This is a genomic window from Haloarcula sp. JP-Z28 (assembly GCF_011440255.1).
Classification (GTDB): Archaea; Halobacteriota; Halobacteria; order Halobacteriales; family Haloarculaceae; genus Haloarcula; species Haloarcula marismortui.
In genome coordinates, this window is record NZ_JAAOHT010000050.1 from 1 (window position 1) to 16,032 (window position 16,032).

At 62.1% G+C, this 16,032-nt stretch carries 15 protein-coding genes; 5 read left to right on the plus strand and 10 right to left on the minus strand.

Features of this window, described 5'->3' with window-relative positions; translation table 11 throughout:
- Positions 1-281 precede the first annotated feature (281 nt).
- From G9463_RS16170 to engB, 4 genes are all read right to left on the minus strand, one after another.
- The gene (locus G9463_RS16170) at positions 282-1,598 is read right to left on the minus strand and encodes a cohesin domain-containing protein (protein WP_165897265.1); all 1,317 of its coding nucleotides are present in this window, start codon (positions 1,596-1,598) and stop codon (positions 282-284) included.
- Complete coding sequence (locus G9463_RS16175) at positions 1,595-3,442, minus strand: DNRLRE domain-containing protein (protein ID WP_165897266.1); 1,848 nt, start codon at positions 3,440-3,442, stop codon at positions 1,595-1,597. Before G9463_RS16175 ends, G9463_RS16170 begins: the two co-directional genes overlap by 4 nt.
- A 333-nt stretch (positions 3,443-3,775) precedes the next feature.
- Entirely contained in the window at positions 3,776-4,912 is a 1,137-nt protein-coding gene (locus G9463_RS16180; RefSeq protein WP_165897267.1) for a hypothetical protein, read from the minus strand.
- Positions 4,913-5,161: 249 nt separating this feature from the next.
- A complete protein-coding gene (engB, locus tag G9463_RS16185) occupies positions 5,162-5,779 on the minus strand; it encodes a GTP-binding protein EngB (RefSeq protein WP_004959060.1) in 618 nt (205 codons plus the stop codon).
- Positions 5,780-5,926: 147 nt separating this feature from the next.
- On the opposite strand from engB, the gene G9463_RS16190 reads away from it, so the two are divergent.
- Positions 5,927-7,207 carry a TIGR00341 family protein gene (locus G9463_RS16190; protein ID WP_165897268.1) on the plus strand — a complete coding sequence of 427 codons (1,281 nt, stop codon included), beginning with the start codon at positions 5,927-5,929 and terminating at the stop codon, positions 7,205-7,207.
- A 61-nt stretch (positions 7,208-7,268) separates the two neighbouring features.
- A complete protein-coding gene (locus tag G9463_RS16195; RefSeq protein ID WP_007189400.1) occupies positions 7,269-7,979 on the plus strand; it encodes an SIMPL domain-containing protein in 711 nt (236 codons plus the stop codon).
- Positions 7,980-8,157: 178 nt separating this feature from the next.
- On the opposite strand, the gene G9463_RS16200 is transcribed toward G9463_RS16195, so the two are convergent.
- Positions 8,158-9,153 carry a GTPase gene (locus G9463_RS16200; RefSeq protein ID WP_011224185.1) on the minus strand — a complete coding sequence of 332 codons (996 nt, stop codon included), beginning with the start codon at positions 9,151-9,153 and terminating at the stop codon, positions 8,158-8,160.
- 94 nt (positions 9,154-9,247) lie between these two features.
- On the opposite strand from G9463_RS16200, the gene G9463_RS16205 reads away from it, so the two are divergent.
- Positions 9,248-9,565, plus strand: coding sequence for an ASCH domain-containing protein (locus G9463_RS16205; RefSeq protein WP_004959051.1), 318 nt, complete (start codon positions 9,248-9,250; stop codon positions 9,563-9,565).
- A gap of 20 nt (positions 9,566-9,585) precedes the next feature.
- Here the strand turns inward: G9463_RS16205 and G9463_RS16210 are convergent, their stop codons facing one another.
- The 3 genes from G9463_RS16210 to pdxT form a co-directional block, all read right to left on the minus strand.
- Positions 9,586-11,523 (minus strand): response regulator, encoded by a 1,938-nt coding sequence (locus tag G9463_RS16210; protein ID WP_165897269.1) that lies wholly within the window; start codon positions 11,521-11,523, stop codon positions 9,586-9,588.
- Between the two features lie 63 nt (positions 11,524-11,586).
- On the minus strand, positions 11,587-11,883 hold the full coding sequence (gene hisE, locus G9463_RS16215) for a phosphoribosyl-ATP diphosphatase (RefSeq protein WP_127014065.1): 297 nt from the start codon (positions 11,881-11,883) through the stop codon (positions 11,587-11,589).
- A 36-nt stretch (positions 11,884-11,919) separates the two neighbouring features.
- Entirely contained in the window at positions 11,920-12,513 is a 594-nt protein-coding gene (gene pdxT / locus G9463_RS16220) for a pyridoxal 5'-phosphate synthase glutaminase subunit PdxT (protein WP_165897270.1), read from the minus strand.
- 165 nt (positions 12,514-12,678) lie between these two features.
- Here pdxT and G9463_RS16225 point away from each other — a divergent pair, with 165 nt between their 5' ends.
- Positions 12,679-13,713 (plus strand): PrsW family intramembrane metalloprotease, encoded by a 1,035-nt coding sequence (locus G9463_RS16225; protein ID WP_165897271.1) that lies wholly within the window; start codon positions 12,679-12,681, stop codon positions 13,711-13,713.
- On the opposite strand, the gene G9463_RS16230 is transcribed toward G9463_RS16225, so the two are convergent.
- Entirely contained in the window at positions 13,710-14,288 is a 579-nt protein-coding gene (locus G9463_RS16230; RefSeq protein WP_165897272.1) for a riboflavin synthase, read from the minus strand. The genes G9463_RS16225 and G9463_RS16230 overlap by 4 nt on opposite strands.
- Before the next feature lie 128 nt (positions 14,289-14,416).
- Here G9463_RS16230 and G9463_RS16235 point away from each other — a divergent pair, with 128 nt between their 5' ends.
- On the plus strand, positions 14,417-14,563 hold the full coding sequence (locus G9463_RS16235; protein ID WP_004959040.1) for a hypothetical protein: 147 nt from the start codon (positions 14,417-14,419) through the stop codon (positions 14,561-14,563).
- Here G9463_RS16235 and G9463_RS16240 read toward each other — a convergent pair.
- Entirely contained in the window at positions 14,560-15,762 is a 1,203-nt protein-coding gene (locus G9463_RS16240) for a phosphoglycerate kinase (RefSeq protein ID WP_165897273.1), read from the minus strand. The genes G9463_RS16235 and G9463_RS16240 overlap by 4 nt on opposite strands.
- Between the last annotated feature and the right edge of the window lie 270 nt (positions 15,763-16,032).

A 16,032-nucleotide genomic window follows, 5' to 3' on the forward strand; every position in this document is an offset into this window, starting at 1 on the left:
TTTTCGTCATGTAGAATGTGATGGAGGAGCGACAGCGTCACGCTTGCAGGACAATTCCGATGCTACCCTGGTGTATTGTAAACTCTGCACTGATTACGTATCGTTGCTGTTGCGGGTAGGGAGTCTGTTCGCCCTATCGGCACGGCCGTCTAGTATTTTCCCGTAGGAATGCTTTCCACAAGAACCGGCTATCGTAACACCCGCGTTCGGGGCGGAGGGTTCCGCTGGGCAGAATGAAGTGGAAACGACGGAGTATCTGTAGCCGCGACGACGGTCGCGACTCACTGCTCTCCTTCCCGTCGATAGCCGAGCCAGCCAAGCAACAGCGACAGCGAGACGACAACGGCGGCGAGACTGAAGCCGGGGCCGGAGCCGTCCGTTGTTGGCGTCTGCGTATCCGGGTTGGGTGTTGTCGTGCCGGTCTCAGCCTCCGAAGCTGTCGTCTGTCCAGCAGCCTGTGATGTGGTGGCCGTCTTGGTGTCGGTTACAGTGGCCGACGCCGTCGAATCCGGCGTGGATGGTACGGTCACGGTTGCTGTCCCAGTCGTCGTCTTGTTTCCGGTTGCGTTCGTCGTCCCGTCCGTCGTACTGTTTGCCGCCCGAACGGTCACGTTACCCACACTGGTCGTGTTGAGTCTCACGGCGTGGACACCGGAGGAGTTGAACCGGACTGTGAGGTTCACCTGACGCTGTTCTCCGTTCGGGATTTCGACGCTCGCGTTCGTCCCGGTCACTGTTCCGTTATCATAGACACGCGCCTCAAACGTCCCGTCCCCGTCACCAGCATTCTCGATGGTTCCAGACACCATGACCGACTGTCTGGGCGCGACCGATGTTCTGTTGAGCGACGTGTTTATGACCGAGAACGATGGTTCAGGTGGGGAGATAGCACCGCCTCCGCCCCCACCGCCACCGCTGTTGTCATCGTCATTATTGCTATCGTTGCTGTCGCTATTGTCACTGCTACCGCCGTCGTTGCTGCCGTCAGAACCGTCGGTATCGTTTCCATCTCCGCCGCCATTAGTGTCGGTCGCTGTTTCGGTAGCCGTTGCCGTGTCTGTTCTCGACGGTGTCGAGGTCGCTGAACCATTGTCGACGCGTAGCTCAATACTGTTGAAGGCTGCAGGTGCGACAGTCTCGCCGTCGCTGTTCGACAGTTTCGTGTCCGCTTCGATGAAGGCGAGTTGTGTGGACCCGGCCGCATTTGCTGGGACTGTGAGCGTGATTTCGGCGAGAACAGGGTCGCTCGTCTCTCTAGGCCGAAGCTGATTGAACGCCACCCATCCGGCCTCGTTGTTCACGTTCGTGACGGGGCTATCGAAGTCGTCGCTGCCGGCAACGCTGTCGATCTCCGCGATGGTGGGGTCGAACGTAACGTTGGTCTGGTAGCCACGCACCGCTGTTGCGTTGGCCCAGACCTGCACGGTGACTGTTTCACCGGGAGCAACGGAGAGCGCGTCGCCGGATGCTCCCGGGACTGTGTCATCGAGCGAAATCGCGCTTGCAGACCCCGGTGCCAGTGCGGCGACCGCTATCGGGAGCGTTCCGACCACGACCGTGAGGGCAACGGCGACGACAAGCGTTCGGCTGGTCCTCATTGGTCGTCCCCCGCCAGATTTCGGGCGGAAACAGCATCGCCGATGTCGACGTCACCGTCGCCGTCGATGTCTGCCGCGTCCCGGTCAATATCACTGTCCTCGCCGGCAACCGACCGCTGGATTCGGTCTACGTCGTCAGTGTCGACGTCACCGTCGCTGTCGGCGTCGCCGGCCACGGTTTCTCCGGGGGTGTAGCTGACAGTCAGTGTCGGTGGTATGGCGTTGTCGGCGCTCTGGATATCCCAGCCGTCGTTCCCGAGCGGGCGAAACACCCATCCGGCGTTCTGTGCGCCGTTAACCCACGCGTCTACGCTCGCCGTTACATCAATCGAAATCTCACCTGTTTCTACCGCGCCGGTCCGTGCGACCGCATCGGCGACGGCCTGGGACCCATCTGCCTGGACGCCGCCGTCTAGCGACGCCCATGTCGAATCAGCGCTCCAGTCCGTTCGCAGTCGGTGGACCGCTGCGCCATCCCCTGCGTCCGACGTCTCAAGCGTTACAGTGGCCTGTTTCACGTCCGACCCGGGCGGTATCTGCCCGCTCTCTGTTCCGGTGATACTACCGAACCGGAGGAGTGCCTGCGCGCTACTGCCCGACCCCTCTGGGTCGCTGCCGTCGATAGACAGTGTTTCAGCGGTGCTGTAGCTCGTCTCCGGATCAGCGGCGCGTATCATCGTATCAGTTGTCCCGCTGTAGCCGTCCGTCCCCTGCTGGAACGTGGCCGTCGGTCCGTCTGGCGTTTTCGGCGTCTCCGTCGGCTCCGGCGTCTTGGACGACGACCCAAACCGGGCGTCGAAGTTGAGGTCGAACCCGAACTGCGAGTCGCTGTCGGTCTTTTCGGCTCCCGTACTCGGCGAGTACGTCCGAACCTGAATCCGGTCTGGCGCGTCTGCCCCATCTCCGGGACGGAACTCGATGCGGCGCATGAAGCCGTTCCCGCCGTTGGGTCGGAACTGGTAGTTCGCCAGTAGCTCGTACACTGATGCGCCGGCGTCGTTTGTTGACACCTGATGGGCCTCTCCGCCACTCTCGCCTGTGCCCTCGTGCCAGTGGCCACAGAGGACCATGAATATCTGGCTGTTCTGTGAGACGAGGTCTTCCCAGACGGTCTGACCCGTATTTCCGATTTCGCTCGCTTCCTGCAACTTCCGGGTCCGTCGCTGTGGTTCGTCGCGGAGATACGAGTGCGTTGTGAGTATCGCCGCCCGGTCCGGATACTGGTCGAGGACGCTCTGGCCCCATCCAAGTGGAGTCGATGGGTCGTCTACGGTTCCCGGTGGCTCCCACTCTAAAGCGAGATGCAGGAAGTCGTAGCCGCCGGCCGAAAACAGCTGGTAGGTGCTGAGGTTATCCCGACCTTCGTCACCGTTGCTCGGGCCCGCTCCGCCGAACCAGTCCCGTCCCTCGTACCGTGACGGGCCGAAGTACTCCCGGTACTTGGCAACAGAGGAATTCCGGTCCCATAGTGTCGCGTAGTCGTGATTGCCCGTCACGGTGGCGTAGGGGACCACCCCATCGAGCGTGGACATGGCCTCATCCATGTACTGCCACTCCGCGTCGTCGTCGCCGTGGTCGACCACATCGCCTTCGTGGCTGACGAACGCGATGTTCTCTGCGGCCGCGTTGTCGGCGATCCACTGCGTCTGGTCCTTGGCGTAAGGTGTCCTCTCTTTGGCGTACACCTGCGTGTCCGGCAGTGCGACGACCGTCCAGTAGTCCGGCTGCTGGCCGGTACTGGCGGTGGTTCCCAGCGCGGTAAGGCCGACGCCAGCACCGGCGGCTTTGAGCACCCGTCGTCTGGTCGTCGTGGCCGACCGTTCGAACCTGTCGCTACTGTCCATACGCACACCCGGGACAGGTCCTGTGGTCAGTCAGGGCACAACCCGACCACTTCCCTGTGGTCCATCCGTTGTCTCGCCCGCCACGATGGCACCGTCGCATCTGCCATCTGCCGGCAGTTTCGGCATCCGATCGATACATTGCTAGGCTCTCGAACACAGACCCATCCGCCGGACGGCGATTAGTTATTGCTCGGTTACTGCGAGTATGCCGTTGTTTTTCGGCGCTATCGTTACAGGGACTCTTCGTCGCATCTATTCCCTTAGTCATAACCAGGGATTTCAGTGTCACTCTCGGTTTCACTCCGTTTTCACGACGCATATACGATACTCGGCTCAGTCCATCGCCTGTATCACACGCGGGGAGTCAAGCGATTCGACGGCCTCAACGATGGCGGTGTCGAGGTTGTGGTCGCCCCAGTCCCGTGTCCGGGGGATGTGTGCGCGGTAGGTCGCAACGTCGTCGAACAGCTCTCGGAACGTCGCTCGTTCCTGTTCGACGACCGCATCAAGAGCGGCAACCATCGAGCCGTCGTCGACGAGTGAATCGTAGGCGTGGAAGTATTCCCTGATCCGTCCATCCCATTCGAAGTTACAGATAGACGATGTGGCCGACATCGCGGTGTCGGTCGAGATGCCTTCTACAGTGATTGTATCCACGTTCGGCGCGGCCTGGAGGAACACGACGTTGTCGACTGTCGATTGCTCGACGTATTCTGCGCGCGGATACAGGTCTGAGATATTCGTGAAATCCCGGCTATCGTCGCCGAGAAACGTCTCATTCAGGAAGTTGAGCGCTGTTTCCGGGAACGAACCGGTTCTGTCGACTCGCTCGTCGATAGCCCTGTGGAGTTCACTGCACAGTCGGTCCCGCTCTGTGTCGTGCTGTCGTTTTATTTCGGGGAACGACTCGATATTGAACGGCTGGAGGTTCACACCGAGCGGGTAGCCGACAGCCGTGCCGTCCGCGCCGACCCAGAGCCGGTCGTCGGAGAGAAAGTCCGCGCCCTCGCGCAACAGCGACAGCAGGGTGTTGGTCTTGCCGGCCCCGCGCCAGGCCGGGAACAGCGTCGTCTGGCCGTCGAGTCGCACGCCCGAGGCGTGTATCAGTGCCTGCTGTCGCGCGGCCCGCTGCTGTCGGATGCGGAATTCGACCGGATAGATGGAGTAAAACGGCTCAAAACCGCGTGTCACTCGGAAGTGTTGCCAGCCCGGCGTGACGGCAATAAAGTCTGCCCCGTTCCGGATGACGAACTCGTCGCCAGTCCATGCGTAATGGTCGCTGGGGTCACCGAGGACGATCTCCGCGTGGACTTCCTCCGTCGTTTCCTCGATGACGATGTCAGGGTCGTTCGCGGGCGTGTCAGTCTCGAACTGATCGTACATCTTCCGGTACTGCCGGCTCGTCCGCCCGTCAGCCCCGAGAACCGTTACGACAACGTCGCCAAAGAAGTCGTACGAGCGTTGGTTCATAGCCACCTCGATAGATGCCGGCCCGGCGTCGGACCGAGATAGACAATCATCTGACTCATCGTGCTCATCTGTACGCGAATACTGCATATTGTTATATATGCGACAATATGCCACGGCTCACTACTAACGACTGATTAGTTCTTGAAAGCCACACATACGGTTCGGAACGAAGCATGATACGAAACGCCGGAATCCTGCTGTTCCACGGTGGGTTTTCGGGTAAGGCTGGGTTATGAACGATTTAGCCGCTTAAAAAAACTGAAACAGGTCGTCCCGCTGGACCTCGTGGAGGTGGTGTCGGACGGCTTCGTTCAGTGGCTCGGTGGAGCCGCGCTTTGCGCTGATCGGTGCGATAGTCTCCTGCCACTGCTGCCACGGCGGGTGCAGTCCGAGGCGGTCACAGAGTTCATTCAGCCGCGCATCCTTGTCGTCGACCTTGTCCATCTTGTTGACGGCGACGACCGGCTCGACGCCGACCTCCCGGAGGAAGTGAAACATCTCCACGTCGTGTGGAATCTCGTCGGGACCGGAGTGACGGTCGATGATGTCGATGACCGACTTACCATCCACGACGAGAATGCCGACAAGAATGTGCTCGGCGTTCCGCTCGACGTACTGGACCACGTCGGTCTTGATTTCCTCGCGGACGTCTTCCGGGACGCCCTTCATGAACCCGAAGCCGGGGAGGTCACTGATAACGAAGTCGGCGCTGGCCCAGTCGAAGTGGTTGGGCGAACGCGTGACGCCGGGCCGCTGGCCTGTGTCGAACGTGTGGCCCGTTATCTCGCGCATCAACGTCGATTTCCCGACGTTTGACCGACCGATGAGCACCACCTCGGCGTCCCGGTCTGGTCGTGATTCGAACATACCCCGTATACTCCGCCGGCGGGGAAAAGCGCGTCCGTTTTGCAGGGACCGACAGTTTCCCGATTCACGGTCGCGTTTCCCGCTCGCTCTGCACCCGCGACCCACCGACTAGCCGCCTTTTTATTGTCGGCGGTCCCACCCGGAGCCGTGCGGCTGGTACAGCTACTAATTCCGACCGGGAAGCGAGACGCCGTTCTGGGCGTGTTGACCGAGGAGGGCATCGACTACGTGCTTACCGACGAGACGAGCGGTCGGGAGTTCACTGCTGTCGTCACGTTCCCTGTCCCGACTAACGCGCTTGAACCAGTCCTCGAAGCGTTGCGGGATGTCGGTATCAACGATGACGGCTATACCGTCGTCGTGGACGCGAACACTGTCATCTCTAGCCAGTTCGAGGAGCTAGAGGAGACGTACGCCGAGGAGGAAGACGAGGACCGCATCGCCCGCGAAGAACTCACATCGAAAGCAAAGGACCTCGCCCCCTCGCTGTCGAACTACGCGCTCATGACCATCATCAGCGCGATTATCGCGACCGCGGGGCTCCTGCTCGATTCCCCGGCCGTCGTCGTCGGTTCGATGGTGATTGCGCCCCTTATCGGGCCGGCGATGACCGCCAATGTCGGGACCGTCGTCGACGACCACGAGATGTTCGCCCGCGGCGTCAAACTCCAGGCTATCGGGCTTGGCCTCGCCGTCGCAAGCGCGACTGTCTTTGCCCTGCTCGTCCGGTACGCTAACGTTATTCCGCCGCTCGCCGACGTGACCGCGGTTGGCCAGATACGCGAGCGGGTCGCCCCTGACTTCCTCTCGCTGATCGTCGCGCTTGGCGCTGGCGCGGCCGGCGTTGTCAGCCTCACCAGCGGCGTTTCGACGGCGCTCGTTGGTGTCATGATCGCCGTTGCGCTCATCCCGCCGGCGGCGACAGTCGGCATTGGCATCGCCTGGGGCCAGCCGCTCGTCAGCCTCGGATCCGCCGTGCTTCTGCTGGTGAACGTTCTTTCGATCAACCTCGCTGTGCTCGTCGGACTCTGGTATCAGGGCTACCGCCCGGAACACTGGTTTCAGGAGAGCAACGCGCGGTCGGCGACTGTCAAACGCATCGGCGTCCTCGCCGTCTCGATACTCGTCCTGTCGGCGTTTCTGGGCGGCGTGACGCTGGACTCCTACCAGCGAGCGACGACGGAGTCGGACATCCGCGAGGGCATTGAGGAGAGCGTCGACCCGCCGGCGAGTGTCCTGTCGGTCGAAGTCGAGTCGACGAATACTGCGATTTTCCAGCGGCCGCGCCGCGTCGTTGTCACCGTCGGATTGCCGCCGGATGCGGAGCAACCACTACTTGCTGACCAGATCGATACCGTGGCCGACGACGCGGCCGGCCGAAACGTTGCGACGGAAGTCCACTACGTCACTGTTGAACAGAACGGCTGATGCTCAAAGCCGCGTTTGAGCGTTCGACGGCATAAATACCGCTGGGTGTGTCGGCGACAATATGGTATCACGACCACTCGCAATCGCTGGTGTGCTGACATTGCTCGTCGCCGGTGGCGTCGGGTTCGCACTCGCAGACACTGGAACTGTGGCACCGTCGACGAATTCCACTGTGAGCGTCAACGCCGACGCGACCGTCGAACGCGCGCCCGACCGTGCAACTGTCGCCGTTGCCGCCGTTGGCCGCGGTGAGACCGCCGAAGCGGCGCGCAACAATCTCAGCGGTGATGCCGACGCCATCACGTCGGCGCTGGAGGACGAGGGCGCAACCGTGACCTCCTCGCGGTTCCAGATCCGCCCCGAGTACGAGGAGAGCCGCGACGGTCGCGAACAGGTCGGCTACGTGGCGATTCACACCGTTGAAGCGGAAACGAGCAACGTTTCGACTGCCGGGACACTCATCGATGCTGCAGTCGACGCCGGCGCGGACCGCGTCGAGGGCGTCCGATACTCCCTGAGCGAGGAGACGCGACAGGACGCCCGTGAAGAAGCGCTGACGACTGCTATGGACAACGCCCGGACGGACGCCGAAGTCGTCGCCGCTGCGGAGGATCGGTCCGTCGGTGACGCAGTCACGGTCCAGACCAGTAACCACGGCCGCCCCGTCGTGTACGCGGAAGCGATGGTCGCCGATGCCGGCGGACGGACGAATATCCAGCCCGGCGAGGTCACTGTCGACGCCTCCGTTAGTGTCACGTACGAACTCGAGTAAGCCGCTCTGATTCGCTGTACCGCTCCCTGTTCGTGTTTTCAAACGGCCGCTCGTTACTGACCACACGCGACGGCGACCGTAGTCCTCGCGACGGTGACCACAGTCCTCGCGGGTCGCTGCGCTCCCCGCTCGGAGTTTTCGAGACGCCTCCCGCTGGTCGGCGTCTCGCTACCTCTCGCTACTCGTCAAACGGCAGTTCGAGTTCATAATCCACTGCGTCGATAGCGGCCTGCAACACGCCGTCGACGTTGTCGTCTTCGGTGACGCTCATGTAGTGGTCAGCCTCGACGTCCGTCGAGAGGTCGCTCTTGTTCGCGATGGTCAGCACGGGCACGTCGAAACGCGCCTCGATGGCGTTTCGCAGTTCCAGCTGGTCCGCGAGCGGATAGCCACACTCGCCACTCGGGTCAATAAACACGAGGACAGCGTCGGCGAGGTGTTCGAGCGCGCTCACGGCCTGTGACTCGATCTCGTTGCGGTCTTCCGGCGGCCGGTCGAGCAGGCCGGGTGTGTCGACGAGCTGGTAGCGGATACGCTGGTCCTCGAAGTGGCCGACGCGGATCTGCGTCGTCGTGAACGGATACGAGGCGATCTCGTTGTCGGCCCGCGTGACGCGGTTGACGAACGACGACTTACCGACGTTGGGGTAGCCGGCGACGACGATGGCTGGCTCGTTCGGGCGGATGTCGGGGATGTCTTTGAGGGCGTTGTGCGCGGTCGAGATAGCGGCGAGGTCGTCTTCGACTTCTTCGACGACGTCGGCGATACGGGCGAAGGCCTGCTTGCGGAGCTTCCGGGCGGTGTCGATGTCGCCGCGGGCGACGCGGCTCTCGTACTCCTGACGGATCTCGACGACCTTGTCGGCGGCCCACGAAATCTCCGAAAGGTGCTGTTTCAGCGCGTCGATACCGGGGTCGTCGTCCGCGGGGTAGGCCTCGCCGACGACGGCGTCGGCGAGTTCGACGTAGAAGGGGTCGAGGTCGTCAATCGTCGGCCACGCGGTCACCACGTTCTCCATGTTATCGGAGGCGATGTTCGACGCCGTCATCAGCATCGACTGCTGGGCTTCGTTCCCGTCCTTGGCCCCGCCGGCGCGTGACGCCCGCGAGAAGGCTTTGTCCACGAGCTCCTCGGCAGTGGGCGTCGTCGGCAGACCCTCGAAGGGATGGCTCATAGGTCCCGTTGACGGCCGGAGCGTAAAAGCGCGTTCAATCGCTCCCCAAACTGTTGCGAGTCACGTTTTTGAGCGTCCCGGACACAGTTCCGGCATGGCACAGATCGACGCCGGCGAGATTCTCCCCAACGACCACGTCCAGCAGATGGCTGCTGAGGGGCGGGTCACTCAGATGCACCGCGGCCACCAGTACGCCGACGAGGGCGACACGTTCGAGATCGACGGCACCGAGTTCGAGGTGACAGACGTAACACACCGGACGCTGGGCGACATGACTGACGAGGACGCACAGCGAGAAGGGTCGGAAGACCTCGCTGCGTACAAGAACCGGATGAAGAAAGTCCACGGCAGCTTCGAGTGGGACGACGACAGCGAGGTCGTCCGCCATCGGTTCGCACCTGCCGACGAGTAGCGCCCCGACGACTGAGCGCCCTATTCTTCCGACACCACGTCGACGCCGGTAAACTCGAAGCGTGCGCCGCCGGCATCGCTTTCAGTGAGGGTGACTGTCCAGCCATGCGCAGCGGCGATCTGTGAGATAATCGAGAGCCCGAACCCGGTGCCGTCAGTTGTCGTCGAGTAGCCGCTTTCGAACACCGCCTCCCGGTCGGCTTCGGGGATGCCTGTGCCGTCATCCGAGACAGCGAACCCACCCGGAATCTCACTAATCGTCACCGTCACGCCCGGACTCCCGTGCTTGTCGGTCTCGCTGGACTGGCTCCGACTGTCCGCAGCGCTGTGCTCTATGGCGTTTCGGAGCAGGTTCTCCAGCAGCTGTTTGAGCCGCGTCATGTCTGCCTGTACCTTGCGGTCAGTGTCGACCACCAGCGTCGCGTCGCCGGTCTCGACGACCTCCCAGCAGTCCCTGGCTGCTGTCGCCAGTGCCACCGTTTCCATCTCGGTGATGCTGTCGCCGGTCCGGGCCAGCAACAGGAGGTCGTCTATCAACGCCTGCATCCGGTCGAGTGCCTGTTCTATCGCAGCGATGTTGTCGTCGTCACACTCCTGCTTCAACGCACCCAGCCGACCGATAGCGACGTTCAGGGGGTTGCGAAGGTCGTGACTGACGACTGTTGCGAACTGTTCCAGACGGTCGTTTTGCGTCGACAGTTCCTGCTCACGGTCACGGAGCTGTTTATCGCGCTCAACGGCGGCGAGGGCCGCCTCCATGTTTGCCGCGAGGACCCGTCCAGCGACGATGTCTGCTTCGTTGAAAGCGTCGACAGCCGCCGATGCGGCGATGAGAAGGCCGTGTTCCCCCAGTGGCAGATATAGCTCGCTGCGTATCGGCGTCTCGGGGTTCTGCACGTCCTCTTCCAGCCGCACGTCTGGAACTGCAGTCGCCTCGCCACGTTCGTACACCCGCCAGGCGATGCTGTTGCCCTGCTCGAACGTTGGGATATCACCGACCAACTCCCGAGCCGACGCGGTCGCGGCGACGGGTTCTAACTGCCCGTCATCGTTGATGAGGTGGACGGCGTTTGCGTCAAGTCCGATAATCTCTGCGGCAGCGTTGACACCGATACCGGCGACTTCGTTGTGGACTTCGGCGGCCATCAAGTGCCGGGTGGCCTCGTGTAGCGCTTCGAGTCGATGCTCGCGCTCGTCAGTATCGCTTCGGTCGCTGATGACCGACACTGTGCCGTCGTCGCCGTCCCAGGTCACGTCACACGCTGTGATGCTGGCTTGGACGCTGTTGCCGGCCAGCGTCCGTATCATCCGTCTGGCCTGGCCAGCCATTTGGTCGTCCTCGACGACGCGTTCGACGGTCTCGACTCCGCCGTCAGCCGTCGGTTCAACGAGGTCAGTCAGCGGCCGGTCGCGGAGTTCGTCTCTGTCGGCGGCACTGAACAGATCAACTGCCGCCGGGTTCGCGTACACGACGGTGTCGGCGACGCTGACGAGGACCGCATCGCTCGTTGCGTCGAGAATCCGTTTCGTCCGTGCCTGTGTGGCGTCGGCCGTCGCTTTCGCTCTGACTCGCTCGACCGCGTTTCGGACTCGCTTCGCGAGGACGGCGTACTGCTGGGTCCCGTGCGATTTTTGAATGTAATCGGTGACACCGGCCGAGACTGCCTCGCTCGCAAGCGCCTCACTCCCCTGACTTGTAAACAGTAGAAACGGCATGTCCGGGTCTCTGGCGCGGACCGTTTCTAGAAACTCCAGTCCGTCGGTACCGGGCATATCGTAGTCACTGATGATGCAGTCCACGTTGTGCTCGTCCAGATACGACAGCCCGTCCGTAGCGCTCGTGACCCCGGTAGCGTCGATTAGCTCGTCGTTGCGTTCGAGATGTGTCGCAATGAGGTCGGCGTACGATGGTTCGTCATCGACACAGAGGACTGTAACGCCCGACACCACATGGCCCATACACCATGATATGCACCGTGTTAGTGTCAATCTGTCGTGCGGTGAACCTGACGAGAGGGGGTCCTATCGTCGCTTTGCCAGTTCCGCCCGCAAATCGTCGACATCCATCTCCTTCATCGACAGTAGGACGAGCAGATGATAGACGATATCGGCCGATTCGTGGGCGAGTTCTTCGGTATCGTCGTCTTTCGCCGCCAGAATCAGTTCCGTGGTCTCTTCGCCGAGCTTCTCCAGAACGGCGTTTTCGCCCTTCTCGTGGGTGAACAGCGACGCCGTGTAGGAGTCTTCGGGAAGGTTCGCCTTGCGGTCCTCGATGACAGCGAACAGTTCGTCGATAACGTCACCGGTGTCGTCGCTCATAGCCGTCGTTCGGTCAGCGGGGCCTTCAGGCCGTCGCTACGACTCCACGGAGTCGAAAAAGGCCAGATCGTGGATGCGCGGGTCCTCGGTCAGTTCGGGGTGGAACGACGTGCCGACGACCGGCCCATCACGGACCGCGACCGGGCGGTCGTCCCACGTCGCCAGCACTTCGACATCCTCGCCCACGTAGTCGATGACTGGTGCGCGGATGAACACCGCCGGGAATGATGCGTTGAGCCCGGTCACGTCAAGCGGGGCTTCGAAGCTGTCCCGTTGTCGACCGAAGGCGTTGCGTTCGACGGAGACGTCGATGACGTTCAGCGTATCGACGCGGTCGTCCTGTGCGTCGGTCGCGCTGACGATGAGCCCGGCACACGTCGCCAGTACCGGCTTGCCCGCCTCGATGTGGGCCTGGATTTCCGCTGCGATACCTTCCCGGTGAATGAGCCGCGAAATCGTGGTGGATTCCCCGCCCGGTAGCAACAGGACATCGCAGTCCGGGACCAGTCCCGCCTCGCGTATCTCGACGACCTCCGCGGTCCGGTCGTGGGCCGCTGCTGCCCGCTCGATTGCGTCCCCGTGTTCAGAGACATCGCCCTGAACCGCGAGTACACCCGCGCGTAGCGTCATGTGTCCCTGTTGGTGGCCCCGTGCGAAAAGCCTCTCGTCTCCTGCAAGTGTCCGTTCCGGCAGGGGGTGTCCTGACTGAGCACCGTATCGTCGCTCCCGCCGCCCAGTGCTCCTTGGTTATACCCGAACCAAACGGTTAGGTGAGACGGGATGCAGACGTGAGACATGGGAAAGCGACGGCAGGACCCGGTCGAGGCAAACGCTGACGGGTCTGCTGATCTCTATGAGATATCGACTTGGGAGCCTCGGTCGACACTGGACCGGTTCGCCCACTGGCTCTACCATATTGGAATACGAACCCTGCGGTATCTGGTCATCGTTGCGGCCATTCTGATTCTCCTCTTGCAGGTGGCGTTCGGGAGCCTCGGCGCAGTCGGCGACCAGCCGTTGTTTGCTGGGATGGCGATTCTCTCCGCCGTGCCGGCGCTCGGACTCGCGGCCTACATCTACTACGCTGACGTGACCACGCCGGAGCCGCTGACGCTGCTCGTGGGGACATTCCTGCTGGGCGTGCTATTTGCCGGCTTTGCCGGCATCCTCAACGGTGTTTTCGGCACCCCGGTGCAGGCAATCGGCTCCGGGTTCGGCCTAGTGCCGTTTCTCGGACAGGTGTTTTTCTTTTTTCTTATTGTCGGCCCCGTCGAAGAAACAGTGAAACAGCTCGCGGTGCGGCTGTACGCCTTCCGTGACGAGCGTTTTGATACTGTCGTCGACGGTGCCGTGTACGGTGCTGCCGCCGGTCTTGGCTTTGCGACTATTGAAAACGCGCTGTATATCACCCAAAATGTCGAGATGGCCGCCGGGACTGTTGAGTTACTCGCCGCCAGCAGCGACATCACTGCGGTCAGAGCGCTCGCGGGCCCGGGCCACGTCATCTACTCGGCCTTCGCCGGCTACTACCTCGGCCTGGCCAAGTTCAATCCGGACGACGCCGGCCCGATTGTCCTGAAAGGGCTGCTCATCGCTTCTGTCATCCACGCCGTCTACAACACGCTAGCTGGCCCAGTTACGGCCATTGCGGCGACCATATACAACGTTGACTTCCTCGTCGCGTTCTTCGGCTTCGTCATCGTGTACGACTCGATCTTCGGCCTCCTGTTGCTGAAAAAGGTTCGCGCCTATCGGCAGGCGTACACTCGTGCTCACGAAGACCCGGACGAGACCGAGCTTCGCCCGGAACAGACCGAGTTCGACTCTTAAGCAAGCTGTTCGACGTACTTTGCGACCACGTCGACCTCCAGATGTACCGGATCGCCGACCGACTTCTCCGACAGCGTCGTCTCGGCGTACGTCGTCGGGATGATCGCCACATCGAACTCTTCGGAGCGACGGTCGGCGACGGTGAGACTGATGCCGTCGACTGTTATCGACCCTTTTTGAACCAGATAGTTCCGATGGGCCTCGGGTAGAGAGAACGTGAACGCCCAGTCCTCGCCTTCCTGCTCGATACCGACGATTTCGGCCGTCGTATCGACATGGCCCTGCACGATGTGGCCGTCGAACCGGCCGTCGGCGGGCATCGCCCGCTCAAGATTTACCTGGTCACCACCGTCGAGATCATCGAAGAACGTCCGGGCGAGGGTTTCTTGGGCGAGAAACACCTCGAACCACTCCCCGTCAGCCGCCTTCTCGACGGTGAGACAGACGCCGCTGACGCTGATCGACTGGCCGTGGTCGAGTCCCTCGAACGGCGCGCCGATCCGCATCCGGCGCCCGCCCTCGTCGTCAATAACCGCCTGCACCTCGCCGGTCGTCTCGACGATTCCGGTGAACATACCCCAGATACGGCGCGGCTGGCGGAAAGCACTTCGCTTCCCGGAGACGTAACATAGACTCGGAATCGAGTAATTATTTACGCTGATTTTGCAGAAGGAATTTACACTCGCCGCTGGTAACGCGGTGTATGGCAGCCACGCCTAACGCTGACCACAACTGGACGACCCGTCACGCACGGACGGAGCCGACCGAAACCGGTCGGATCGTCGAGGTGCCCGACGAACTAACCGAGGACTGGGACCTGCGACACGCTGAGACGAAAGGCCGAAGTTAACGCTGCAGCACTTTGACGCCGACCAGTTCCGCGCCGGTCAGTGCCCGGATGTAGGCCCCGCCCGCGATAGAGACGTGGCCGAACTCGTCCTCTTCCATCCCGTACATCTCGATAGCTCGCGAAGTGTCGCCGCCGCCCACGACGGAGAAGCAGTCGGTGTCGGCGATAGCTTCGAGCACGCCGGCGGTGCCGACAGAGAACCGCTCGTCTTCGAACATCCCCAGCGCGCCCTTCACGAAGACGGCCTCGGAGTCGCGGATGACCGGCGAATACTCCATGACGGTCTCGCTCCCAACGTCGAGGTAGGAGACGCTTTTTTCCTCGATGTCGTCGACGGCCTGCTCGGCGCGGTCACCGTCGTCTTCGTAGGCTAGATCGACCGCGAGCGTGATCTGGTCGCGGTGGTCTTCGAGCATCGTCTCGATCTTCTCGCTGTTTGCCTCCCACTGCTCGTCGTAGAGGTTCGCGTCGTCGATGTCGTAGCCGACTGGGTAGCCAGCGGCCCGCAGGAACAGCTCCCCGGCGATACCGCCAAGCAGGAAGTCGTCGACCTTCTCATCGAGGTGGGTCATCACGTCGATAACGTCCGTTGCCTTCGTTCCGCCGACGACCATCGTCACCTGCCCGTCGAACTCCTTCTCGGCGATGGCGGTGTTGGCCTCGTACTCGGTTTCCATCACGCGGCCGGCGTAGGCGTCCATCACCAGCGGGAAGCCGACGAGTGAGGCGTGTGAGCGGTGGGCCGCAGAGTAGGCGTCGTTGATGTATGCGTCGAACTCGTCTTTCAACGTCTGGACGAACTCTGTCTGTGATTTGACTTCGGGGTTTTCCTCGGGCAGTTCATCGTCGCACATCCGCGTGTTCTCAAGCACGAGTACGTCGCCGCCGTCGAGGTCAGCGATGTCGTGAATCGCCTGTGGCCCGTAGGTCTCGTCGACGAAGTCAACGTCGTGGTCGATATGGTCGGCGAGGATCTCGGCGTGTTGCGCAAGCGAGACGAAGTCGTCGCGGCCCGGGCGGCCCTGATGGGCCAGCACCGCGACCTCGAACCCACGGTCGACGAGTTCGTTGACCGTCTCCGCGTGGCGGTCGAACCGTCGATTGTCATGTACCGTGCCGTCCTCCACCGGTGAGTTGAGGTCGAGTCGGACGAGGACGCGCTGTCCGTCGTCGAGGTCATCGAGCGTCTGGAAAGTCATCACTCGAGAGGAAACCTGCCGGCCGCTTAACGGTTTCCGAGTCCGAACAGCGAGCGGCCTGTTGGAGGAGTAGCACTGCTATCTGCTCTGGTTGCCAACGCAAAAGCGAGGGGTGGGAGAGTGGGGTGGGGACACCTGCACCGGACACAGCCAACACCGGGTCAGGGTGTGTCAACTGCGGGCACAGTCGTCTGTCCGATACACAGAGACGGCCAGTGGTCAGGCACTGGCTCGGGCTCTGTGTGTGGCATCCTTAGTGAATAATAATTA

What these genes read in the sequence shown, in the direction of transcription:
- G9463_RS16170 (WP_165897265.1), bottom strand. Translation starts at nt 1,598, where the DNA reads ATGAGGACCAGCCGAACGCTTGTCGTCGCCGTTGCCCTCACGGTCGTG.
- G9463_RS16175 (WP_165897266.1), bottom strand. Translation starts at nt 3,442, where the DNA reads ATGGACAGTAGCGACAGGTTCGAACGGTCGGCCACGACGACCAGACGA.
- G9463_RS16180 (WP_165897267.1), bottom strand. Translation starts at nt 4,912, where the DNA reads ATGAACCAACGCTCGTACGACTTCTTTGGCGACGTTGTCGTAACGGTT.
- engB (WP_004959060.1), bottom strand. Translation starts at nt 5,779, where the DNA reads ATGTTCGAATCACGACCAGACCGGGACGCCGAGGTGGTGCTCATCGGT.
- G9463_RS16195 (WP_007189400.1), top strand. Translation starts at nt 7,269, where the DNA reads ATGGTATCACGACCACTCGCAATCGCTGGTGTGCTGACATTGCTCGTC.
- G9463_RS16200 (WP_011224185.1), bottom strand. Translation starts at nt 9,153, where the DNA reads ATGAGCCATCCCTTCGAGGGTCTGCCGACGACGCCCACTGCCGAGGAG.
- G9463_RS16205 (WP_004959051.1), top strand. Translation starts at nt 9,248, where the DNA reads ATGGCACAGATCGACGCCGGCGAGATTCTCCCCAACGACCACGTCCAG.
- G9463_RS16210 (WP_165897269.1), bottom strand. Translation starts at nt 11,523, where the DNA reads ATGGGCCATGTGGTGTCGGGCGTTACAGTCCTCTGTGTCGATGACGAA.
- hisE (WP_127014065.1), bottom strand. Translation starts at nt 11,883, where the DNA reads ATGAGCGACGACACCGGTGACGTTATCGACGAACTGTTCGCTGTCATC.
- pdxT (WP_165897270.1), bottom strand. Translation starts at nt 12,513, where the DNA reads ATGACGCTACGCGCGGGTGTACTCGCGGTTCAGGGCGATGTCTCTGAA.
- G9463_RS16225 (WP_165897271.1), top strand. Translation starts at nt 12,679, where the DNA reads ATGGGAAAGCGACGGCAGGACCCGGTCGAGGCAAACGCTGACGGGTCT.
- G9463_RS16230 (WP_165897272.1), bottom strand. Translation starts at nt 14,288, where the DNA reads ATGTTCACCGGAATCGTCGAGACGACCGGCGAGGTGCAGGCGGTTATT.
- G9463_RS16235 (WP_004959040.1), top strand. Translation starts at nt 14,417, where the DNA reads ATGGCAGCCACGCCTAACGCTGACCACAACTGGACGACCCGTCACGCA.
- G9463_RS16240 (WP_165897273.1), bottom strand. Translation starts at nt 15,762, where the DNA reads ATGACTTTCCAGACGCTCGATGACCTCGACGACGGACAGCGCGTCCTC.